The 22,117-nt window shown below is 68.2% G+C and carries 17 protein-coding genes and 1 other RNA gene; 15 read left to right on the top strand and 3 right to left on the bottom strand.

All coding sequences use genetic code 11. The features are described from left to right. Nucleotides 1–139: 139 nt before the first annotated feature. Complete coding sequence (locus NOM55_RS15165) at nt 140–3,268, bottom strand: EAL domain-containing protein (RefSeq protein ID WP_255909436.1); 3,129 nt, start codon at nt 3,266–3,268, stop codon at nt 140–142. 112 nt (nt 3,269–3,380) lie between these two features. Between NOM55_RS15165 and rnpB the strand changes: the two genes are divergently transcribed. From rnpB to NOM55_RS15115, 10 genes are all read left to right on the top strand, one after another. Further along, an RNA gene (gene rnpB, locus NOM55_RS15160) (RNase P RNA component class A) lies at nt 3,381–3,830 on the top strand. Nucleotides 3,831–4,008: 178 nt separating this feature from the next. After that, nucleotides 4,009–5,049: a tRNA dihydrouridine synthase DusB gene (dusB, locus tag NOM55_RS15155; protein ID WP_255909435.1), complete on the top strand. Its 1,041-nt coding sequence runs from the start codon at nt 4,009–4,011 to the stop codon at nt 5,047–5,049. 23 nt (nt 5,050–5,072) lie between these two features. After that, a complete protein-coding gene (gene fis, locus NOM55_RS15150) occupies nt 5,073–5,312 on the top strand; it encodes a DNA-binding transcriptional regulator Fis (RefSeq protein ID WP_047968348.1) in 240 nt (79 codons plus the stop codon). Between the two features lie 184 nt (nt 5,313–5,496). Beyond that, complete coding sequence (gene purH / locus NOM55_RS15145) at nt 5,497–7,074, top strand: bifunctional phosphoribosylaminoimidazolecarboxamide formyltransferase/IMP cyclohydrolase (protein ID WP_255909434.1); 1,578 nt, start codon at nt 5,497–5,499, stop codon at nt 7,072–7,074. A 73-nt stretch (nt 7,075–7,147) separates the two neighbouring features. Then, nucleotides 7,148–8,425, top strand: a complete 1,278-nt coding sequence (purD, locus tag NOM55_RS15140; protein ID WP_255909433.1) for a phosphoribosylamine--glycine ligase — start codon at nt 7,148–7,150, stop codon at nt 8,423–8,425. A 130-nt stretch (nt 8,426–8,555) separates the two neighbouring features. After that, nucleotides 8,556–9,281 carry an ABC transporter substrate-binding protein gene (locus NOM55_RS15135; protein WP_255909432.1) on the top strand — a complete coding sequence of 242 codons (726 nt, stop codon included), beginning with the start codon at nt 8,556–8,558 and terminating at the stop codon, nt 9,279–9,281. Nucleotides 9,282–9,340: 59 nt separating this feature from the next. After that, nucleotides 9,341–9,913 (top strand): L-threonylcarbamoyladenylate synthase, encoded by a 573-nt coding sequence (locus NOM55_RS15130; RefSeq protein WP_238377372.1) that lies wholly within the window; start codon nt 9,341–9,343, stop codon nt 9,911–9,913. Nucleotides 9,914–9,933: 20 nt separating this feature from the next. After that, the gene (gene tolQ, locus NOM55_RS15125; protein WP_189375167.1) at nt 9,934–10,602 is read left to right on the top strand and encodes a protein TolQ; all 669 of its coding nucleotides are present in this window, start codon (nt 9,934–9,936) and stop codon (nt 10,600–10,602) included. Between the two features lie 120 nt (nt 10,603–10,722). Continuing rightward, nucleotides 10,723–11,346 carry a glutathione S-transferase family protein gene (locus NOM55_RS15120; RefSeq protein ID WP_255909431.1) on the top strand — a complete coding sequence of 208 codons (624 nt, stop codon included), beginning with the start codon at nt 10,723–10,725 and terminating at the stop codon, nt 11,344–11,346. A gap of 148 nt (nt 11,347–11,494) precedes the next feature. Continuing rightward, complete coding sequence (locus NOM55_RS15115; RefSeq protein WP_255909503.1) at nt 11,495–12,874, top strand: aspartate ammonia-lyase; 1,380 nt, start codon at nt 11,495–11,497, stop codon at nt 12,872–12,874. Nucleotides 12,875–13,019: 145 nt separating this feature from the next. On the opposite strand, the gene NOM55_RS17465 is transcribed toward NOM55_RS15115, so the two are convergent. Beyond that, a complete protein-coding gene (locus tag NOM55_RS17465) occupies nt 13,020–13,850 on the bottom strand; it encodes a methyl-accepting chemotaxis protein (protein WP_255909501.1) in 831 nt (276 codons plus the stop codon). 593 nt (nt 13,851–14,443) lie between these two features. Next, on the bottom strand, nt 14,444–14,986 hold the full coding sequence (locus NOM55_RS15105; protein ID WP_047968340.1) for a PAS domain-containing protein: 543 nt from the start codon (nt 14,984–14,986) through the stop codon (nt 14,444–14,446). Between the two features lie 255 nt (nt 14,987–15,241). On the opposite strand from NOM55_RS15105, the gene yedA reads away from it, so the two are divergent. The 5 genes from yedA (at nt 15,242) to ptsP (ending at nt 22,109) form a co-directional block, all read left to right on the top strand. Further along, on the top strand, nt 15,242–16,114 hold the full coding sequence (yedA, locus tag NOM55_RS15100) for a drug/metabolite exporter YedA (RefSeq protein ID WP_120812371.1): 873 nt from the start codon (nt 15,242–15,244) through the stop codon (nt 16,112–16,114). A gap of 497 nt (nt 16,115–16,611) precedes the next feature. After that, entirely contained in the window at nt 16,612–17,346 is a 735-nt protein-coding gene (locus NOM55_RS15095; protein WP_255909430.1) for a GntR family transcriptional regulator, read from the top strand. Then, nucleotides 17,343–18,461: an N-acetylglucosamine-6-phosphate deacetylase gene (nagA, locus tag NOM55_RS15090; RefSeq protein WP_255909429.1), complete on the top strand. Its 1,119-nt coding sequence runs from the start codon at nt 17,343–17,345 to the stop codon at nt 18,459–18,461. Before NOM55_RS15095 ends, nagA begins: the two co-directional genes overlap by 4 nt. Then, nucleotides 18,442–19,464 carry an SIS domain-containing protein gene (locus NOM55_RS15085; RefSeq protein ID WP_255909428.1) on the top strand — a complete coding sequence of 341 codons (1,023 nt, stop codon included), beginning with the start codon at nt 18,442–18,444 and terminating at the stop codon, nt 19,462–19,464. Before nagA ends, NOM55_RS15085 begins: the two co-directional genes overlap by 20 nt. 119 nt (nt 19,465–19,583) lie before the next feature. Next, complete coding sequence (gene ptsP / locus NOM55_RS15080; protein WP_255909425.1) at nt 19,584–22,109, top strand: phosphoenolpyruvate--protein phosphotransferase; 2,526 nt, start codon at nt 19,584–19,586, stop codon at nt 22,107–22,109. Nucleotides 22,110–22,117 lie beyond the last annotated feature (8 nt).

Below are 22,117 nucleotides of genomic sequence, written 5' to 3'. Positions count from 1 at the left end.
AGTGCCGGCGGCAACGGAGCGCAATGGCGCGATGCGGCGCTAAAACGCCTGCGGCCTGCTGCTTCGTCGCCAGCGAAACGCCGCTGCCTGAGCCGTTCTGGTCTCGCGTGCGCGCGACAGCTTGAACGGGCTTTAGGCGTCAGACCGCGTCGGCCGGTGCCTGCAGCCGGCACAGCGCCAGCGCGTCGTTGACCGCCAGCGGCCGGCCGGTGAGGAAGCCCTGCACCGTGTCGCAGCCCAGCGCCTGCAGCGCCGCCAGCTCGGCCTCGGTTTCCACGCCTTCGGCCAGCGACTCCATGTCCAGATTGCGCGCCAGGGTGATGATGGCGGAGACGATGGCGGCGTTGTCGCGGTTGTGCTGCAGCTCGCTGACGAAGGAGCGGTCGATCTTCACCGTGTCCGGCGCGAAGTTCTTCAGGTAGGCAAGGCTGGAGTAGCCGGTGCCGAAATCGTCCACCGCCAGCCGCACCCCCAGCGCCTTGATGCCAGCCAGCTGCTGCCGCACCGGGCCGCTGTAGTCGATCAGCGTGCCCTCGGTCACTTCCAGTTCCAGCAGCGCCGGCGGCAGGTCGCTGTCGCGCAGCACCCGCGCCACCTCGGCGCAGAAGTCGCCGTGGGTCAACTGCCGCGCCGAGACGTTGACGGCGATGGTCAGCTGCCGGCCGTGGCGCACCCACTCCGTCGCGGTGCGGCAGGCCTGTTCCAGCACCCACAGTCCCAGCTCGGTGATCACGCCGGAATCCTCGGCCACCGGGATGAAGCGCGCCGGCGACACCAGACTGCCGTCCGCCTGGCGCCAGCGCAGCAGCGCCTCGAAGCCGTTGAGGCGGCGGCTGGCGATGTGGTACTTCGGCTGCAGCTCGAGATAGAACTGTTGCTGCGCCATCGCCAGGCGCAGCTGGTTTTCCAGCAGCAGCCGCTCGCTGACCTCGGCGGTCATGCTGGCGGTGAAGAAGCGGAACGCGTTGCGGCCGCTGGCCTTGGCCTGGTACATCGCCATGTCGGCATTCTTGAGCAGCACTTCCGGGCTGCTGCCGTCGGCCGGCGACACCGCGATGCCGATGCTGGCGCTGATCACCAGCGTGTGGCCGCGCAGGGTGAACGGCGCCTCCAGCACCTGCAGCACGCGCTCGGCGACCATGCCGGCCTGCGCGCTGCCGGACAGCTCCGGCAGGATGATGACGAACTCGTCGCCGCCGGTGCGGCCAACGGTGTCCATCTCGCGCAGCATGTGCTGGGTGCGGCTGGCGACCTGGCGCAGCAGCTCGTCGCCGGCGTCGTGGCCGAGGGTGTCGTTGACGTTCTTGAAGCGGTCGAGATCCATGAACAGCACCGCCACCGCGTGCTGCTTGCGCTCGGCCAGGTGCAGCGACTGCTGCAGGCGGTCGTGCAGCAGCAGGCGGTTGGGCAGGTTGGTGAGGAAGTCGTACTCGGCGAGGTGCTGCACCCGCGCCTCGGTGGCCTTGCGCTCGCTGATGTCGGAGAACAGCGCCACGTAGTGGCTGATGCTGCCGTCGCCGTTGCGCACCTGGTTGATGGTCAGCCACTCCGGGTAGATTTCGCCGTTTTGGCGCCGGTTCCAGATCTCGCCGCTCCAGTAGCCGCGCGCGTGCAGGTGGTTCCACATGTCGCGGTAGAAGGCGGCGTCGTGGCGGCCGGAGTTGAGCAGCGCCGGGGTGTTGCCCAGCGCCTGGGCCTCGCTGTAGCCGGTGATGTCGCTGAAGGCGCGGTTGACGGCGATGATGCGGCTGTCGGCGTCGGTGATCAGGATCGCCTCCGAGCTGGCCTCGAACACCGTTGCGGCCAACCTTTGCTGCCGCTCGTGGCTGACGCGGGCGCTGATGTCGCGCGCGGTGGCGCAGCGGTAGTACTCGCCCTGGTAGCTGAGGCCGGTGAGGCTGATCTCCAGCGTCACCTCGCCGCTGCAGCAGCGCACGCTGCGCACGTAGTGGTGCTGGCCGCCGCTGAAGCGCTCCTCGAACAGCTCCGGCATGCGGTGCTCGTTGCCGTCGCAGAAGCAGCGCTTGGCCGCCTCGTTGTGGTACACCACGCGGCCCTGCGCGTTGAGCAGCACGATGGCGTCGGCGGCGCTGTCGCTCATGTAGCGCGTCAGCTCGATCTCGCGCGCCTTGTCCTCCACCTGCCGCTGCGACGCCTGCAGCCGCTGCTGGTACTGCGCGATCAGCGCCCCCAGCCAGCGGCTGAAGTGCACCGAGAACAGCCACGCCAGGCACACCGCCAGCGTCAGGATCAGCAGCGTGGTCAGCACCCGGTTGCGCGTCTTCTCGCCCAGCGCCTGCGCCTGCGCGGCGCCGGACAGCGTCAGCTCGCGCTCGGGGATGATGCTGACCACCCGCCACTGCCAGGACGGCACCAGCGCCACGTAGGCGCTGTAGCGCTGGCTGCCGCCGGCGGCGGGATGGCTGAAGCTGACGAAATACTGCGACGGCGTGGCCGCCAGCTGCTGCTGCAGCGCGGCGGGCAGGGTGAAGCCGCGCTGGCCCGGCAGCTGGCGCAGGCGGCCGTGCTGGTCGATGACGGCGAAGAAGCCGCGCTCGCCGACCGGCATCTGCGCCAGCGTCTGCAGCGCCTGCTGCTGCAGGTCTTCTTCCACGTTCAGCACGTACTCGCCGCCGCCGATCAGCCAGCCGAACGGCTCGAAGCGGCGCGAGTAGGCGATCTTTTCCGACATGAACGTCTCGCCGGGGCGGTACCAGCGATAGCTGGCAAAGCCGCTGCCGGCGTGGTTGTCCACCGACAGCAGCAGCTTGCGCATGATGTAGGCGCCCTGGTCGTCCTGGTTGTCGAGCAGGTTGCGGCCTTCGCGCTGCGGGCTGGTCGGCAGCAGCACGCAGTCGCCGTCGAGGGTATCGATGAAGTAGTAGCCGCGGCCGCCGAAGTAGCGCAGCGGGCGCAGGCTTTCCACGATCTCGCGTTGCAGCGCCGCATCGCTCAAGCGGCCGTGGTGGCGGCGGTACAGGCTGTCGGCCAGCACATAGGCCTGGTCGACCTGCTCGCGCAGGCGCAGGCGCAGGATGTCCTGCGTCTGCGAGTACAGCGTCTCCAGCGAGTTGCTGGCGTGGTCGCCGTAGGCCTTGAGGAAGGTCTGGCCGCGCAGCCGCGCCTCTTCCGCCACCACCGAGCTGCCGTCGCGGTAGTCGCGCCACTGCTGGTAGAAAAAGTAGCTGGCCAGCAGCAGCACCACCATCAGCACCAGCCCCAGCATGCCGCTTAGTTGTAATCGCGCAAGTTTGTGGTGATCTGTCATGGAAGCGGGTGGTGGGGGTGGTGGGGGGGAGGAACAGTATAGGGAGCCGCTCGCGGCGGCGGATTGATAATTGTCAGTGCCGGGCGGCGCTTTGCGCTACAATCCGCGCCGGGAAGTCGGCCAGGCAGTCGCCGCGTGCTTGCACGGGGAGGAAAGTCCGGGCTCCAAAGGGCAGGATGCTGGCTAACGGCCAGGCGTCGTGAGGCGACGGAAAGTGGAACAGAGAGCTGAACCGCCGATGGCCGGATGTGTCACCCGCAAGGGTGCGCATCGTACTGTTCAGGGCAGAATACGCGCTGCGTGCAGCGTACGTTTTGCGTTAGTGCTGGTTCGCCAGCCCGCTGACAGCGGCACAGGCAAGGGTGAAAAGGTGCGGTAAGAGCGCACCGCGGACGTAGCGATACGGACGGCAGGCTAAACCCCATCCGGAGCAAGACCAAATAGGGGTACATTGGCGTGGCCCGCGCTGTACCCGGGTAGGTTGCTTGAGCTTGTCGGTAACGGCAAGACTAGAGGAATGACTGTCCAACGACAAAACCCGGCTTATCGACCGACTTCCCACCCCCATCCCTTCCGCAACATCCCCCGTTTTTCACTTGTCATGCAGCCGGCCGCCAGCGGCCAAGGCCACGCAGCAGCCGGCGTTGTTTTAGCTTAAAAAATAAGCAAAAAGGTTTTTACCGCCTGCGCAAAAGGCAGTACAATGGCCGCCCTTTCGCCCTCCATGTCTTTCTTTTGCAATGCAAATCGGCCCTTACACGCTCAAGAACCAGCTGATCGTTGCCCCCATGGCGGGTGTCACCGACCGGCCGTTCCGCATGCTGTGCAAGAGACTGGGCGCCGGCATGGCGGTGTCGGAGATGATCACCGCCAACAAGGCGTTGTGGACCACCAAGAAAACCCTGCTGCGCGCCGACCATAGCGGCGAAGTCGAGCCCATCGTGGTGCAGATCGCCGGCGGCGACGCGGCGATGCTGGCCGAGGCGGCGCAGCTGAACGTGGCGCGCGGGGCGCAGATCATCGACATCAACATGGGTTGCCCGGCGAAGAAGGTGTGCAATGTCGCCGCCGGCTCCGCGCTGCTGCGCGACCTCGACAACGTTGGCCGCATCCTCGACGCGGTGGTGCGCGCGGTGGACGTGCCGGTGACGCTGAAGACCCGCACCGGCTGGAGCAGCGAGGTGAAGACCGCGCTGCAGGTGGCGAAGATGGCCGAGGAGGCCGGCGTCGCGGCGCTGGCGCTGCACGGGCGCACCCGCGAGGACATGTACCGCGGTGCCGCCGAGTACGACACCATCGCCGCGGTGAAGCAGGCGGTGGCGATCCCGGTGATCGCCAACGGCGACATCGACAGCCCGCACAAGGCGAAGCAGGTGCTGGACGATACCGGCGCCGACGCGATCATGATCGGCCGCGCCGCGCAGGGGCGGCCGTGGATTTTCCGCGAGATCCAGCATTTTCTGGATACCGGCGAGACGCTGCTGCCGCCGCGCATCAGCGAGATCGACGACATCATGCAGGGCCACCTCGACGAGCTGTACCGTTTTTACGGCGAATATTCCGGCTGCCGCATCGCGCGCAAGCACATCGCCTGGTACACCCGCGGCCTGCGTGGCAGCAACGAATTCCGTCAGGCGATGTACGCGCTGGAATCGACCAGCACGCAGCGCCAGGCAGTGGCACAGTATTTTGCGCAGCTGGCGGCCAGTTCCGAGCGGCTGGAGTACGTGTCCACCGGACCGCACGAGGATGAGGACGCGACAGAGTGTGCGGGCGATTAAGCAACAATACGAAGCGGCAAACCATGAACAACAATAACGACGATATTTCCCATTGCGTCAGGCTGGCGATGGAGCAGTACTTCCGCGACCTGGACGGCGAGATGCCGGCCGCCATCTATGACATGGTGCTGGCGCGGGTGGAAAAACCGCTGCTGGAGGTGGTGCTCAACCACACCCAGGGCAACCAGACGCGCGCGGCCGAGCTGCTCGGCCTCAACCGCAACACGCTGCGCAAGAAGATGAAATCGTACGACCTGATTTGAAACCGAAGCCATCCGCCGTCGCGGATGGCTTTTCTTTGGATAACGAACTCCCCTGCAGCGCAGGGGCGGGGGACGGGATCACCAGCACCGGCCGGCGCCAGCGCGCCGGCCGGTATACAGCAAGATTTGAGTTGGCCGCGGGCGTGCCCGTTGCCACGTTTTACTTTGAAGGCGGTAGAAAACCATGACCAAGATCGAACGTGCGCTGATCAGCGTTTCTGACAAAACCGGCGTACTGGCATTTGCCCAGGCCCTGGCCGGCTTTGGTGTCGAAATCCTCTCCACCGGCGGCACCTCCAAGCTGCTGCGCGACGCCGGCGTGCCGGTGATCGACGTATCGGACTACACCGGCTTCCCGGAAATGCTGGACGGCCGGGTCAAGACCCTACACCCGAAAGTGCACGGCGGCATCCTCGGCCGTCGCGACCTGCCGGAGCACGTCGCCACCATGCAGGAACACGGCATCGGCAACATCGATCTGGTGTGCGTGAACCTCTACCCGTTCGAAGCCACCATCGCCAACCCGGACTGCCCGCTGGAAGACGCCATCGAGAACATCGACATCGGCGGCCCGACCATGGTGCGCTCCGCTGCGAAAAACTGGCAGCACGTCGCCATCGTCACCGATGCCGCTGACTACGAAACCCTGGCCGCAGAAATGACGGCCAATGGCGGCAAGCTGTCCAAGCTGACCCGCCTCAACCTGTCGAAGAAGGCGTTCACCCACACCGCCGCCTACGACGGTGCGATCTCCAACTACCTGACCAGCCTGGTCGAAGGCGTCGACAGCGGCGTGCCGGAACGCGTGGCGTTCCCGAACCGCCTGAATGCGCAGTTCATCAAGGTGCAGGACATGCGCTACGGCGAGAACCCGCACCAGGCTGCCGCCTTCTACCGCGACCTCGATCCGGCCGCCGGCACCATCGCCGGCTACCGCCAGCTGCAGGGCAAGGAACTGTCCTACAACAACATCGCCGACGCCGATGCGGCGTGGGAAGCGGTGAAGACCTTCGACGCGCCGGCCTGCGTGATCGTCAAGCACGCCAACCCGTGCGGCGTGGCCATCGCCAGCGACACCCTGAGCGCTTACAAGCTGGCGTTCGCCACCGACACCACCAGCGCCTTCGGCGGCATCATCGCCTTCAACCGTCCGGTGGATGCCGAGACCGTTGAAGCGGTGACCGGCCAGTTCCTGGAAGTGCTGATGGCACCGGCGTTCACCGACGAAGCCAAGGCCATCATCGCCGCCAAGAAAAACGTGCGCGTGCTGGAGATCCCGCTGGAAGCCGGTGCCAACCGCTACGAGCTGAAGCGCGTCGGCGGCGGCGTGCTGGTGCAGACCCCGGACATCCGCAACGTCGGCCTCGACGAGCTGCGCGTGGTGACCAAGCGTGCGCCGACCGAACAGGAAATGGCCGACCTGCTGTTCGCCTGGCGCGTCGCCAAGTATGTGAAGTCCAACGCGATCGTGTTCTGCAAGAATGGCCAGACCGCCGGTATCGGCGCCGGCCAGATGAGCCGCGTCGACTCCACCCGCATCGCCGCGCGCAAGGCGCAGGATGCCGGCCTCAGCCTGATCGGTGCCGTGGCCTCCAGTGACGCGTTCTTCCCGTTCCGCGACGGCATCGACGTGATCGCCGAGCAGGGCATCAAGGCCATCATCCAGCCGGGCGGCTCCATGCGTGACGACGAGGTGTTCGCCGCCGCCGACGAGCACGGCATCGCCATGGTGCTGACCGGCGTGCGTCACTTCCGCCACTAATCTTCAATCGTTGCAAAGGTTGGCCGCAGCCTGCGGCCAACCGTGGCAGATCCGACCTCAAGGAAGCTGAGTCATGAAAGTACTCGTTATCGGTGCCGGCGGCCGCGAACACGCGCTGGCCTGGCGTGTGGCGCAATCGCCGCGCGTGTCCAAGGTATTCGTGGCGCCGGGTAACGCCGGTACCGCGCTCGATCCGCACCTGAGCAATGTCGCCATCACGGCCATTCCCGAGCTGATCGAGTTTGTAAAGCACGAGCAGATCGAACTGACCGTGGTCGGCCCGGAAGCGCCGCTGGCCGCCGGCGTGGTCGACGCCTTCCGCGCCGCCGGCCTGAAGATCTTCGGCCCGACGCAGTACTGCGCGCAGCTGGAAAGCTCCAAGGACTTCGCCAAGGCCTTCATGAAGCGCCACGGCATTCCGACCGCCGGCTACGAAACCTTCAGCGATGCCGCTGCCGCCCACGACTACGTTGCCCGCAAGGGTGCGCCGATCGTGATCAAGGCCGACGGCCTGGCCGCCGGCAAGGGCGTGGTGGTGGCGATGACGCTGGACGAGGCGCACGCCGCGATCGACGACATGCTGCTGGGTAACAAGATGGGTGACGCCGGCTCGCGCGTGGTGATCGAGGACTTCCTCGAAGGCGAGGAAGCCAGCTTCATCGTGATGGTCGACGGCGACAACGTGCTGGCGATGGCCACCAGCCAGGACCACAAGCGCCTGCTCGACGGCGACATGGGCCCCAACACCGGCGGCATGGGCGCCTACAGCCCGGCACCGGTGGTGACACCGGAAGTGCACCACCGCGCGATGCGCGACATCATCCTGCCGACGGTGCGCGGCATGAAGGCCGACGGTCACAGCTATACCGGCTTCCTGTACGCCGGGCTGATGATCGACAAGCAGGGCAACCCGTACACCATCGAGTTCAACTGCCGCTTCGGCGATCCGGAAACGCAGCCGATCATGGCGCGCCTGAAGTCCGACTTCACCGTGTTGCTGGAGGCCGGCATCAACGGCACCCTCGACAAGGTGGAAGCGGAGTGGGACCGCCGCGTGGCAATGGGCGTGGTGCTGGCTGCCGCCGGCTACCCGGACGCGCCACGCAAGGGTGACGTGATCAGCGCCATCCCGGCCGCCACCGACGACACCTTCACCTTCCACGCCGGCAGCAGCGTCAACGACGCCGGCCAGCTGGTCACCAGCGGTGGCCGCGTGCTGTGCGTGGTCGGCCTCGGCGACAGCGTGCGCGTGGCGCAGCAGAAGGCGTACGCGGTCGCCGACCAGATCCAGTTCGCCGGCAAGCAGCTGCGCCGCGACATCGGCAACCGTGCGCTGAACCGCGCCAAGTAAGGCGTGACGGCAGGCAGGCAACGGCACCTTCGGGTGCCGTTTTTCATGGTGGCTACCGCGGAAAAGCTTGCGGTAGCGGGCCGTGCGCGCGGTCTACACTGCAGTAAGCGTTGGCAAGAAAGGGTATGCCATGAACTTCCTGCGTCGCGTTGGCCTGCTGTATTGCCTGGCGTTGCCCGTGCACGCCGCCGAGCCGCTGCAGCTGCGGCTGCTGACCGAAGACTTTCCGCCGTTCAGTATGCAGCTGGCGGACGGCCGGATCGGTGGCCTGTCCAGTGATGTCGTGCGCGAAATCATGCGTCGCGCCGGCATCGGCTACCGCATCGAGCTGCTGCCGTGGGTGCGCGCCTACAACAGCGCGGTGCTGGAACCGAACACCTGCGTCTACTCCACGGCACGCACCGAGCAGCGCGAGTACCAGCTGAAGTGGATCGGCCCGGTGGTGGAAAACCAGTGGGTGCTGTACGGGCGCGACGACGGGCCGCAGGAGCTGAGCAATCTGGAGGCGGCGCGGCGCTACCGGCTGGGCGGTTATACCGGTGATGCCGAGGCCCAATACCTGATCGCCCGCGGCTTCGAGGTCGACCTGGCGTCCAACGACGTGCAGAACCTGCGCAAGCTGCTCGCCGGCCGCATCGACCTGTGGGCGACCGGCAAGCACCTCGGCGCCGCGCTGATCGCCCGCGAAAAGGCCACCGGGCTGCGCCCGCTGCTGACTTTCAATACCGTCTTTCTCTACCTCGCCTGCAACCAGATGATGGCGGACGGCACGGTGCGGCTGCTCAACGAGCACCTGCGAGGGATGCACAAAGACGGCACAGTGGCTAGAATCAACGCCCGATACCTGAACGACTGAACGGAACCCGCCGCGGCGCGCGCGGTCTGTCCGGTCATCACCTTGCGACCTGCCATTACGTGAACCGTCCTTTTCCCCGTCTGCCCCGCCACGGGCAACAGCATGCCGCGCGCGGCCACCTGCAGCAGGGTGGCGTGATCGCCTACGCCACCGAATCCTGTTTCGGGCTGGGCTGCGATCCGTTCGACGTGCGCGCCATCCGCCGCCTGCTGGCGATCAAGGCGCGCCCCAACCACAAGGGCCTGATCGTGATTGCGGCCAACCTTGAGCAACTGCGGCCGCTGATCCGGCCGCTGACGCCGGCGCAGCTGGCCGTCGTCAACCGCTACTGGCCGGGGCCGTACACCTTTTTGCTGCCGGCCGCGCCGCGGGTGCCGGCGTTGCTGCGTGGCCGCCACGACAAGATCGCGGTGCGCATCACCGCCCACGGTGAGGCGGCGGCGCTGTGCCAGGCGCTGGGCCACGCCATCGTGTCGACCTCGGCCAACCGCGCCGGCCAGCGCTCGCTGAAGACGGCGCGCGGCTGCCGCCAGGCCTTCGGTGCGCGGGTGCTGACGCTGCAGGGCCGCATCGGCAAGCGGCGCAAGCCTTCCACCATCATCGATCTCGATACCGGTCGCGTACTGCGCTGACCGCCAACCCAGGAGCCATCGTGCAAGAACTTTCGGTCATTGGTCTTATCCTCCACGCCAGCCTGCCGGTGCAGCTGGTGATGGCGGGGCTGGTGGTGCTGTCCCTGCTGTCGTGGGGCATCATCTTCAACAAGCTGGCGGTACTGCGCCGCGCTCGCCTCGCCACCCAGGACTTCGAGCAGCAGTTCTGGAGCGGCATTGACCTCAACCGCCTGTACGAGGACACCCGCCAGCATCATCGCTCCGCCGGAGTGGAGAAGCTGTTCCAGGCCGGTTTTGCCGAGTTCATCAAGCTGCGGCGCCAGGGCGGCGTCGACAATTCCGAGCAGCTGGACGGCGCCCGCCGCGCGATGCGCGCCGCCGCGCAGCGCGAGCTGGACGCGCTGGACCACCACAACAGTTTCCTCGCCACCGTCGGCTCGGTCAGCCCCTACATCGGCCTGTTCGGCACGGTGTGGGGCATCATGCACGCCTTCATCGGCCTGGGTAACGCCGGCCAGGCCACGCTGGCCACGGTGGCACCGGGCATCGCCGAGGCGCTGATCGCCACCGCCATCGGCCTGTTCGCGGCGATCCCGGCGGTGGTGGCCTACAACCGCTTCGCCGCCGACGTCGACCGCCTCGCCGGCCGTTTCGACTCCTTCATGGAAGAGTTTTCCAATATCCTGCAAAGGTTGGCCGCACGCTGACGCGATGTGCCGGCCGCCGCCGTGCCGTGTCGCCTCGCCAGGCTGCCGCTGATTTTCCCCCGTAATAAGCCGTACGGCCGGCGTCAGCCGGCGCCCGGTCACCAACGCTAAGGACACACAATGCTGCAGATACTCGGTAGGGCATCGTCGATCAATGTGCGCAAGGTCCTCTGGACCTGCGCCGAGCTGGACATCGCATTCGAGCGCGAGGACTGGGGCGCCGGCTTCCGCTCGACGCACAGCCCTGAATTCATGGCGCTGAATCCCAACGCCATGGTACCGGTGATCAGGGACGGTGATTTCGTGCTGTGGGAATCCAATACCATCATCCGCTACCTGGCGTCCCGCTACGGCGGCGAGTCGTTCTATCCGACGCCAGCGCAGGCCAGGGCCAGGGTGGACCAATGGCTGGACTGGCAGGCTACGGATCTCAACAACGCGTGGAGCTATGCCTTCATGTCGCTGGTCCGGCATTCGCCGCAACACCAGGACAGCGCCGCGCTGGTGCAGGCGTGCAGCACGTGGTCGCGGCATATGGCCATCCTCGACCGACAGCTGGACAGTACTGGGGCCTACGTCAGCGGCGACGCGTTTTCACTCGCCGACATCGCCATCGGGCTGTCGGTACACCGCTGGTTTGCCACCCCGCTCGCGCATCCGCCGCTGCCGGCGGTGGCGGCCTATTACGAGCGGCTGAGCCAGCGGCTAGGCTACCTGCTGCACGGCAGGAACGGCATGCCCTGAGCGCACGGGCTGCGGTGTCACACCTGCCCGTTCTGCCTTGAAGCCGACGCCCCGCGTCGGCTTTTTTCATGGCCGCAGCGCGGCTGCGCACAGGGTCTACAGTGAAGCAAGCGGCAGACGGCCGCAGGCAACCGGCAGGAGAACGATGATGAGCGCAGTACGGATGGAACGGGACAGCATGGGCGAGCTGGCGGTGCCGGCCGACGCCCTCTACGGCGCGCAGACCCAGCGTGCGGTGCAGAATTTTCCGGTCAGCGGCCAGCGCCTGCCGGAAGGCTTCATCCGCGCGCTGCTGCTGGCCAAGCTGGCGGCGGCGCGTGCCAATGTCGCGCTGGGGCAGCTGACGGCGGCGCAGGGCGACGCCATCGCCGCCGCCTGCCGCCAGCTGCTGGACGACGCGGCGCTGATGACGCACTTTCCGCTGGACGTGTACCAGACCGGCTCCGGCACCAGCAGCAACATGAACGCCAACGAGGTGATCGCCACCCTCGCCAGCCGCGCGCTGGGCAGCGCGGTGAGCGCCAACGACCACGTCAACTGCGCGCAGAGCAGCAATGACACCATCCCCAGCGCCATCCACATCGCGGCGGCGCTGGCGCTGCGCGAGCAGCTGCTGCCGGCCTTGCAGCACCTGCAACAGACCACGCAGGCCAAGGCGCAGCAGGTCGATCACCACATCAAGACCGGCCGTACCCACCTGATGGACGCGATGCCGGTACGCCTGGGCCAGAGCCTGAACGGCTGGGCGCAGCAGATTGCGGCCAACGTTGGCCACCTGCAGCAGCTGCGGCCCAGCCTGCTGCAGCTGGCGCAGGGCGGCACCGCGGTCGGCACCGGCATCAACGCCGACCCGCAGTTCGCCGCCCGTTTCTGCCAGGAGCTGCAGGCGCTGACCGGGCTGGCGTTCGTGCCGGCGCCGGACTATTTCGCGGCGATGGGGGCGCAGGACACCGCGGTGGCGCTGTCCGGCCAGCTGCGCACCACGGCGGTGTCGCTGATGAAGATCGCCAACGACCTGCGCTGGATGAATTCCGGGCCGCTGGCCGGGCTGGGCGAGATCGAGCTGGAGGCGCTGCAGCCGGGCTCGTCGATCATGCCGGGCAAGGTCAACCCGGTGATACCGGAGGCGACCTGCATGGTGGCGGCGCAGGTGATCGGGCTGGATGCAGCGATTGCGGTGGCGGGGCAGTCCGGCAATTTCGAGCTCAACGTGATGCTGCCGCTGATCGCCAGCAACCTGCTGAGCAGCATCGCGCTGCTGGCCAATGTGTCGCGGCTGCTGGCGGACAAGGCCATCGCCGGTTTCAGCGTCAACGAGGCGCGGCTGCAGCAGGCGCTGGCGCGCAACCCGATCCTGGTCACCGCGCTGAATCCGGTGATCGGCTACGCCCGCGCCGCCGAGATCGCCAAGCAGGCCTACCGCGAGGGCCGTGCCATCATCGATGTCGCCGCCGAAAACACCGATCTCAGCCGCGACGAGCTGGCGCGGCTGCTGGACCCGGCCAAGCTGACCCGCGGCGGGTTGTGACGCTGCGGCCAACGTTGGCCGCAGCCGCCGAGTATCTGCGGCGCACGGGCGTGCGCTGTTCAGCACGCCTGCACGACTTGTCAGCGCGGTTTGCTTGGCCGTGTTCGCCTTGTCGCGCGCGGGCTTGCCCGGTGAGGCGCGCCGCTTAGCGCCCGCCGGCCGCGGGGGCGCTGTCGGCGAGGCGGTCGAACAGCGCCAGCAGCGCGTCGCTGTGCCGCTCCAGCTCGCACATGTCGGCGACGATGCGCGCCTCCTCCAGCGCGCCGCCGGTGGCCGCGGCGCTGATGGCACTGCTGCCGTGGCGGCGGATCTGCTCTGCCAGCCGCTGCAGCTCGGCCTGCTGCGTGCCGCTGTCCAGCGCGCCCAGGTCGAGGCCGTCGTGGTGCTCGCCCAGCGGCTTGCCTTCCTCCAGCGCGTTGTAGGCCTGCTGCTTGTACATCACGTGGCCGATCTTCTGCAGCGACAGGTGCGACTTGTTGCGCACGCTGAGCACCTGGGCCAGCACCTGGTCGGACTGGCCGGCGAGGCTGGCGAAGCGCTGGCGGAACGATTCCACCGATTCCTTGACGTGGCCGGCGACACTGCCGGCCTCGCCGGCGCGTGCCTGCATGTGGCCGATGCGGCTGGAGAGGGTGGCGAGGATGTGCTGCACGCGGTTGGCGGTGTCCTTGCTGCGTTCGGCCAGCTTGCGGACCTCGTCGGCGACCACGGCAAAGCCGCGCCCGGTCTCGCCGGCGCGCGCCGCCTCGATCGCCGCGTTCAGCGCCAGCAGGTTGGTCTGGTCGGCGATGTCGGAGATCGCCGCCAGCGAGCTTTCGATGCCCTGCCATTCGCCGGCCAGCGCGCTGCTGGCCTCGTTCATGCTGCCGACGCTGCCGACGATGGTGTCCAGCTGGGTGGACAGCTGCTCGGCGCTGTGCAGGCTGTCGCGCGCGCCGCTAGCGGTGTCGCGGGTGATGCGGCCAACGTCGGCCATCGCCGCGCTGATGGCGCCGAGATCCTGCTGGCTGCTGGCGAGGTTGCTGCGCAGGTGCGGGTTGCTCAGCGCGGCCAGCTGCGACGACAGCCGGTTGCGGCGCACGAAGCTGTCGTTGTCCTGCATCGCCTGGATGGCGGTGTCCATCGCCTGCAGCGAGCTGGCCAGCACCCCGGGCAGGCCCTTGCTCAGCGGGCGGCGGCTGTAGTCGCCGGCGCTGACGCGGGCAAAGCAGGTGTTGACCTCCTTGAAGTAGGTCTCGATCTGGTCGAGGAAGTCGTTCAGCTCCCACGCCACCAACCCGACCTCGCCCAGGTTGCGGGTATCGGTGGCGCGGTGGTGCAGCTCACCCTTGCAGGCGAGGCCCAGCTGCAGGTGCAGGGTGTCCAGCAGGCGGAAGATGCGGCCGCTGCTATGCCACAGGTACAGCGCCAGCGCGCTGCCGCCGACGACCAGCAGCGCGCCCAGCGCCAGGCGCAGCGTATCGCCGAGGAAGAAGCTGCCGGCCACGTAGCAGAGGGTCAGCAGGTTGGAGGTGAGCAGCCAGTAGCCCATCTGCGTGCGCAGCAGTGGCGGCCATTTGCGGCGTTGTTTCATGTCGCGGCTCCCGGTTGTTCCAGCGCCAGCACGAACTGCTGGTAGCTGACTTGTTTGGCGGCCAGTTGCGCCAGCAGCCACTGCATCGACGCGTCCGGCGCCGCCGCCTTGCCGGCCTGTGCCTCGATCGCGCACATCTGCTGGTAAAGCGGGGTGACCGCGGCGATGCCGGCGCGCGTCGGCTGGCGCCGTACCGAGTAGTAGCCGGCCAGCGTGCGCTGCGCGGTGTAGTCGGGAGTGATGTTGGCGAACACCCAGTAGTAGTCGCCCTGCGCGGTGTAGTTTTTCACCAGGCCGAAGAATTCCTGCCCCGCCTGCAGCGTCTGCCACAGCAGGCGGTACACGCCGCGGGGCATGTCGGGGTGGCGGATCAGGTTGTGCGGCTTGCCCAGCAGCTCGTGCTCGGCATAGCCGGCGATGCGCATGAAGGTGCGGTTGGCGTAGCTGATGTGGCCGGAAGGATCGGTCTTGGTGATGATCAGATCGTCGGGGGCCAGCTGGATTTCTCGTCCACCGGATAGGCGGGAGGATGGGCTCATGGTGCGCCTCTTGCAAAATGGGTCGGCGCCACTATACGGCGCCACCGCTCGTGGCAAGTGGCCAGCGGGCAAGCGCTTGTCCTGCGTCAACCTTGCCGCTTGTTTGCTTGGCATAGTTGCAACAGTTTGTTGCTGATTATGACAATATCGTTATGAATCAAGGCCATGCCGCGGCAAGAACAGCCTTTTCGGCATTTGCCCCTTGTGCCGCCGCGATGCGAAAGGCATTGTTGGCAGCCCAACCGGTAGACCGCCATGAACCTGACTTCGCACCAGCTGAAACTGCTCGCCGCCTTCCTTGCCCTGTACCTGATCTGGGGTTCCACCTACTTTGCCATCCACATCGCCGTGACGTCGTGGCCGCCGTTCCTGATGGCCGGGGTGCGCTTCGTGCTGGCCGGCACGCTGATGTACTGCTTCCTGCGCTGGCGCGGTGCGGCCAATCCCACGCTGGCGGAGCTGAAGGGCGCCACCCTGCTCGGCATCCTGATGCCGGCCATCGGCAACGGCTTCGTGACGCTGGCGCAGAAAGAGGTGTCCTCCGGCGTGGCGGCGCTGGTGGTGGCCACCGTGCCGCTGTTCGCCATCCTGTTCGCGCGCCTGTTCGGCCACCGCCCGCGCAAGATGGAGCTGGCCGGCGTGCTGCTGGGCATTGTCGGCATCGTGGTGCTGAACATGGGCAGCAACCTGCAGGCGTCGCCGGCCGGCGCCGCCGCGCTGCTGTTCGCCTCGGCCGGCTGGGCGCTGGGCTCGGCGTGGAGCAAGCATCTGACCCAGCCCAAGGGGCTGATGTCCAGCGCGATGATGATGCTCACCGGCGGCATCGCGCTGCTGCTGGGCAGTTTCGCCAGCGGCGAGCAGCTGCTGGCGCTGCCGCCGCTGTCCGGCTGGCTGGCGATGCTGTACCTGGCCGTTTTCGGCTCGCTGATCGCCTACACCGCCTACATGTTCCTGCTACAGCACGTCAGCGCCGCGGCCGCCACCAGCTATGCCTACGTCAATCCGGTGATCGCGGTGCTGTTGGGGGTCGGCCTGCTGGGCGAACACATCGGCCCCGCCGAGCTGCTGTCGATGACCATCATCCTAGCCGGCGTGGGGCTGATCGGCTGGAAGAAGTCGCCGCGTTAGCCGGCGTTCCCGGATGCGCTGCGCTTGTCCGGGCTAGCTGCCGCCACATCGAACCGCCCGCGAGGGCGGTTTTTTCTTGTGTGCGGTGATTAAGCACGCAGCTTGTGCTTGAGCGTCGCGACGCCCAAGGTTTACCGCGTAGTTTTGCTGCTGTCGTCCCGGGTGTGGAATCCGCGCCGCGGATACCGAACCCGGCGCGGCCAACCTTGGCCGCAGCCCCCTGCCGTCACGGTGTTGCGTTTTTGATACCTTGTTAATACCAGTTGCGCCATCGCGCCGACACCCCGCAACGCCAGTGCTGGCGCGGCCCGGCATTTTCCGACGCGAATTCACGCAACGGATGCTGCATTGCAGCGTTGGTATTTTGGCGAACTGGTCTACAACTGGTATTGACGTGGTTAGGTAGTGGTATTAATTTTGCGGCAACAACGCGGCTGGGATGGCAGGCAGGCAAGCCGTAAACTGATGCCTTTCCAAGACCACTTGAGGATTTCGCCATGGATGAACGCTGGCAGGCACTGAAACCGGACGAGGCGCAGAGCACGCCGCTGTACCTGCAGTTCGCCCGCAAGCTGGCCGACGCCATCAACGCCGGCTGGTGGCAGGCCGACGAGGCGCTGCCGTCGGAGCGCACCTTCTCCGACGAGCTGGCCATCTCGCGGGTAACCGCCCGCAAGGCGCTGGACGTGCTGCTGGAGCAGGGCCTGATCCGCCGCCGCCATGGCTCCGGCACCTTCATCACCCCGCGGCTGGAGCAACCGCTGTCGCGGCTGACCAGCTTCACTGAGATGCTGAAGCAGAAGGGGTTTGAACCGTCGTCGGTATGGCTGGAGCGCAGCATCGCCACACCGACGCACGACGAGGTGATCAAGCTGGGGCTGTCGCCCACCGCGCAGGTGGTGCGGCTCAAGCGCCAGCGGCTGGCGGACGGCGTGGTGATGGCGATCGAGCAGAGCACGCTGCCGCTGGCCTACCTGCCGGACCCGCAAGCGGTGGGCAGCTCGCTGTATGCCTTCCTGGATGCCGCCGGCCACCCGGTGGTGCGCGCGCTGCAGCACATCCGCGCGGTGAACGCCGGGCCGGACATTGCCGCCAGCGCCGGCATCAAGCAGGGCGAGGCGATGTTGTTGATGACGCGTATCGGCTACACCGCCGACAACGTGGCAATAGAACTGACCGACACCTGGTGTCGCAACGATTACTACGACTTTGTGGCAGAGCTGAGACGATGAATACACGGGTACTGCAGGGGCGCATGCTGACCACCGCCGGCTGGCTGGATGGCGAGCTGCATCTGGACGACAACGGCCGCATCGCCGCCATCGACGGTCGTCTGGCTGCGGGCGGTGAGCCGGCGCGCTACCTGCTGCCCGGTTTCATCGACCTGCACGTACATGGCGGCGGCGGGGTGGACATCATGCAGGGCGGCAGTGCCGTCAGCCACGTTGGCCGCACCCATGCCCGCTTCGGCACCACCTCGCTACTGGCCACCACCATGACCGCGCCGCGCGCCGAGCTGGAACGGGTGCTGGCGGCGCTGGGACAGCACAGCGCCGTGCGCGCCACCGGCAGCGCCCGCGTGCTGGGCGTGCACCTGGAAGGCCCCTACATCAACCCCGGCAAGCTCGGCGCGCAGCCGGACGACGCGGTGGCGGCGGTGATGGCGGAGATCGACTACTACCGGTCGCTGGCGCCGCTGAAGGTGCTGACGCTGGCGCCGGAGATTGCCGGCCACCACGCGGTGATCCGCCGCCTGAGCGAGGACGGCATCCGCGTGCAGCTGGGCCACACCTTGGGCAGCTACGAAGAAGGCGTGGCCGCGCTGCAGGAAGGCGCCAGCGGCTTCACCCACCTGTTCAATGCCATGACCGGGCTGCATCACCGCGCGCCGGGCATGGTCGGCGCCGCGCTGGCGCACGCCGAATACGCCGAGCTGATCCCCGACCTGCTGCACGTGCACCCCGGCGCGATGCACGCCGCGCTGCGTGCGATCCCGCGGCTGTACTGCGTGACCGATTCCACAGCCGCCGCCGGCATGCCGGACGGCGAATACCAGCTCGGCTCGCACACCGTGACCAAGTGCATGGGCGGCGTGCGCCTCGCCGACGGCACCCTGGCCGGCAGCACGCTGACCATGGATCAGGCGCTGCGCAACCTGGTACAGATCGGCCTGCCGCTGGCGCAGGCCAGCAACCGGCTGTCGCTGTACCCGGCCGACTACCTGGGCGTGACCGACCGTGGCCGCCTGGAAACCGGCGCTTGGGGCGACATCGTGGTGCTGGACCCGCAACTGGCGGTGCAACAAGTTTTCGTAGAAGGAGAGTGCCTTGAGCTCGCTAATGCTTGAAGAAGCCCTGTTTGCCGCCGAAGCGGTAGCCGCCCAACACATGTACGCCGACGAAGGGCTGGCGCTGCTGGCACGCGAGCTGGCCAAGGCGCCGCCGCAGCTGGCGCTGACCGTGGCGCGCGGCAGTTCCGACCATGCGGCCAACTATTTCGCCTATCTGGCGATGCAGCGCACCGGCACGCCGGTGGTGTCGCTGCCGATGTCGCTGCTCACCCTGCACCACGCGCCGCTGCAGGTGAAAAACCAGCTGGCGGTGGCGCTGTCGCAGTCCGGCCGCAGCCCGGACCTGGTCGACACCATGAGCGCGCTGTCCGCCGCCGGTGCCCGCACCGTGGCGCTGGTCAACCAGCCGGAGTCGCCGCTGGCTGCCGCCTGCGAGTGGTCGCTGCCGCTGTGCGCCGGCGCGGAAAAAAGCGTGGCCGCCACCAAGAGCTATATCGCCTCGCTGTCCGCCGTCGCCCGGCTGGTGGCGCACTGGCAGCAGGACGAAGCCCTGCTGGCGGCGCTGGCCGAGTTGCCGGACGCGCTGCAGCAGGCAACGCGCCAGGACTGGTCGCCGGCCATCGAGGTGCTGCAGCACGCCGAACGCATCATGGTGGTGGGCCGCGGCCTCGGCTTTGCCGTGGCGCTGGAATCGGCGCTGAAATTCAAGGAAACCTGCGCCATCCAGGCGGAGGCGTTCTCCGGCGCCGAGATCAAGCACGGCCCGATGGCGCTGATCGACACCGGCTACCCGCTGCTGGTGTACGCGCCGCGCGGCCCGGAGCAGGCCGGCCTGATCGCGCTGGCCGACGAGATGCGCGGCCGTGGCGCCCGCGTGCTGCTGGCCGCGCCGGCGGATGTGGCCAGCCGCGACCTGACCCTGTCGGTGGCGGGTGACACGGCGCTGGACCCGCTGCTGGCGATCCAGAGCTTCTACCTGATGGCGGCGCGCCTGTCCGAGGCGCGCGGGCTGAACCCGGATGAGCCGCGGCACCTAAACAAGGTGACCTGCACGCTGTAAGGCGCCGCTGCCGGCGGCACCACGCCGCCACAATCCTCACAAGAACAACACACACAAGCACGACTGCGCGTACGGCTGGGGAAAGCCGTACCCGCAACACAAGAGAACGGAGGCATCCCATGTCCGCAATCCTCACGCTGGCCGCGCCGTTGAGCGGCCTTGCGCTCCCCCTGTCTGCCGTGCCGGACCCGGTGTTCGCCGGCGGCATGATGGGCGCCGGCCTCGCCATCGAGCCGCTGTCGTCCACGCTGCTGGCGCCGTGCGCCGGCGAGGTGATCCAGCTGTCCGCCACCGGCCACGCGCTGACCCTGCGTGCGGCCAACGGCGCCGAGGTGCTGCTGCACATCGGCATCGACACCGTGAAGCTGGGCGGTGCCGGCTTCACGCCGCGGGTGGCCAGGGGTGCGCAGGTGGTCTGCGGCCAACCCTTGATCGAGTTTGACATCGACGCCATCGCCCGCCGCGCACCGTCGCTGCTGACCGTGGTGGTGGTTAGCAACAGCGACGCGATGACGCTGTCCGACAGTGCCAGCGGCCCGGTGCAGGCCGGCGGTGCCGGCTTGCTGACCATCCACGCCAACGGTGTGGATCAGGCGCCCGCGCCGGCCACCGCGCCGGCCTGCAGCGACAGCGCGCGGGTGGCGCACGAGGGCGGCCTGCACGCGCGCCCCAGCGCCTTGCTGCAGGGCGTGGCGCGCCGTTTCGACGCGCAGCTGGACATCGAATTCAACGGCCAGCGCGCCAATGCCCGCAGTGTCACCGCGCTGATGGCGCTGGGCGTGGGCGAGGGCGACCGCGTCACCGTGCACGCCGGTGGCGCGCAGGCGGCGGAGGCGCTGGCGGCGATGCTGGCGGCGCTTCAGACCGCCACCGCGGCCGGTCACACACCGGCAGCGGCCATCACGGCGCCGGTCTCCGCACCGGTTACAGCATTGGCGGCCCGCAGCGACGGCAAGCTCGGCGGCGTCTGCGCCGCGCCGGGGATGGCGGTGGGCACCGTGGTGTTGCTGGCGCAGCAGGAGCGGGTGCTCGACGAGCGCGGCCACGGCGTCGAGGCGGAGCTGGCCGCGCTGACGCGGGCGCTGGCCCAGGTGCAGCAGGCGGTGGCAGAGGACGTGGCGCAGGCCGAGGCGCGCGGTGCACACGCCGAGAGCGAGATTTTCGGCGCGCATCTGGCCCTGCTGGACGACCCGCAGCTGCAGCAGGCGGCGGAGGGGTTCGTGCGTGACGGCTGCAGCGCGGCGTTTGCCTACCGCCGCGCCATCCGGCAGCAGAGCGAGGTGCTGCTGGCGCTGGGCAACGCGCTGCTGGCCGAGCGCGTCGCCGACCTGAAGGACCTGGAGCGCCGCGTCATCAGCGCGCTGCTGGGCGAGGCGCCGGAGCTGGCCGAGCTGCCGCCGCAGGCGGTGGTGGTCGCCGATGACCTGACGCCGTCGCAGCTGACGCGGCTGCCGCGCGAACGCCTCGCCGCGCTGGTGCTGGCTCGTGGCGGCGCCAGCAATCACGTCGCCATCCTCTGTCGCGCGCTGGCGATCCCGTCGCTGGTCGCCGCCGGCGACGCGGTGCTGGCGCTGGCCGCCGGCAGCACGGTGTGGCTGGACGCCGGCGACGGCTGGCTCGATCCGGCGCCGACTGCGGCCAACCTTGCCGCCGCGCACCAGCAGATCGCCGGGCGCGAGGCGCGGCGCGACAGCCTGCGCCGGCACGCCGCCGCCCCGGCGCACACGCTGGACGGCGTGGCCATCGAGGTCGCCGCCAACATCGTCAACGCGGCCGAGGCCGCCGAGGCGGTGCGCCACGGCGCCGACGGCGTCGGCCTGCTGCGCACCGAATTCCTGTTTGCCCACCGCAGCGACGCTCCGGACGAAGCCGAGCAGCGCGCCGCCTGCCAGGCGGTGCTGGACGCGCTGGACGGCCGCACGGCCATCATCCGCACCCTCGACGCCGGTGGCGACAAGGAGGTGCCCTACCTGCCGCTGCCACCGGAAGACAACCCGGCGCTGGGCCTGCGCGGCATCCGCACCGGGCTGGCGATGCCGGCGGTGCTGGACAGCCAGCTGCGTGCGCTGCTGTCGCTCAAACCGTTGTCGCGGCTGCGCATCCTGCTGCCGATGATTACCGACCTGTCCGAGCTGCAGCAGGTGCGCACGCGCATCGACGAGCTGGCGCGCGAGATGGGCTTGAGCGAGCGGCCGCAGCTGGGGGTGATGATCGAGGTGCCGTCCGCCGCGCTGCTGGCCGAGCAGCTGGCCGCCCACGCCGACTTCCTGTCCATCGGCACCAATGACCTGACGCAGTACACGCTGGCGATGGATCGCTGCAGCCCGGCGCTGGCGGCGCGGCTGGATCCGCTGCACCCGGCGGTGCTGCGCCTGATCGAGATGACGGTGCGCGGCGCGCGCCAGCACGGGCGCTGGGTTGGCGTCTGCGGTGCGATGGCGTCGGACCTGGCGGCGGTGCCGGTACTGCTCGGCCTCGGCGTCACCGAACTGTCGGTCAGCCCGGCGCTGGTGCCGGAGGTGAAGGCCTGCGTCCGCCAGTTGCAGCTGTCGCAGTGCCGCGAACAGGCGCAGGCGCTGCTGCAGCAAAGCTCGCCGCAGGCGGTGCGCGCGCTGCTGCAGCTGGCGGATACCGGCCAGCACTGAGGCGCACA

Source organism: Vogesella sp. AC12 (assembly GCF_024437575.1).
GTDB classification, from domain to species: domain Bacteria; phylum Pseudomonadota; class Gammaproteobacteria; order Burkholderiales; family Chromobacteriaceae; genus Vogesella; species Vogesella indigofera.
Note: the sequence above shows the minus strand (reverse complement) of the source record. Positions and strands in the feature narration are given on the sequence as shown.

What these genes read in the sequence shown, in the direction of transcription:
- ptsP (WP_255909425.1), top strand. Translation starts at nt 19,584, where the DNA reads ATGTCCGCAATCCTCACGCTGGCCGCGCCGTTGAGCGGCCTTGCGCTC.
- purD (WP_255909433.1), top strand. Translation starts at nt 7,148, where the DNA reads ATGAAAGTACTCGTTATCGGTGCCGGCGGCCGCGAACACGCGCTGGCC.
- fis (WP_047968348.1), top strand. Translation starts at nt 5,073, where the DNA reads ATGAACAACAATAACGACGATATTTCCCATTGCGTCAGGCTGGCGATG.
- NOM55_RS15165 (WP_255909436.1), bottom strand. Translation starts at nt 3,268, where the DNA reads ATGACAGATCACCACAAACTTGCGCGATTACAACTAAGCGGCATGCTG.
- purH (WP_255909434.1), top strand. Translation starts at nt 5,497, where the DNA reads ATGACCAAGATCGAACGTGCGCTGATCAGCGTTTCTGACAAAACCGGC.
- NOM55_RS15095 (WP_255909430.1), top strand. Translation starts at nt 16,612, where the DNA reads ATGGATGAACGCTGGCAGGCACTGAAACCGGACGAGGCGCAGAGCACG.
- NOM55_RS17465 (WP_255909501.1), bottom strand. Translation starts at nt 13,850, where the DNA reads ATGGCCGACGTTGGCCGCATCACCCGCGACACCGCTAGCGGCGCGCGC.
- NOM55_RS15105 (WP_047968340.1), bottom strand. Translation starts at nt 14,986, where the DNA reads ATGAGCCCATCCTCCCGCCTATCCGGTGGACGAGAAATCCAGCTGGCC.
- dusB (WP_255909435.1), top strand. Translation starts at nt 4,009, where the DNA reads ATGCAAATCGGCCCTTACACGCTCAAGAACCAGCTGATCGTTGCCCCC.
- NOM55_RS15135 (WP_255909432.1), top strand. Translation starts at nt 8,556, where the DNA reads ATGAACTTCCTGCGTCGCGTTGGCCTGCTGTATTGCCTGGCGTTGCCC.
- nagA (WP_255909429.1), top strand. Translation starts at nt 17,343, where the DNA reads ATGAATACACGGGTACTGCAGGGGCGCATGCTGACCACCGCCGGCTGG.
- yedA (WP_120812371.1), top strand. Translation starts at nt 15,242, where the DNA reads ATGAACCTGACTTCGCACCAGCTGAAACTGCTCGCCGCCTTCCTTGCC.
- NOM55_RS15115 (WP_255909503.1), top strand. Translation starts at nt 11,495, where the DNA reads ATGAGCGCAGTACGGATGGAACGGGACAGCATGGGCGAGCTGGCGGTG.
- NOM55_RS15120 (WP_255909431.1), top strand. Translation starts at nt 10,723, where the DNA reads ATGCTGCAGATACTCGGTAGGGCATCGTCGATCAATGTGCGCAAGGTC.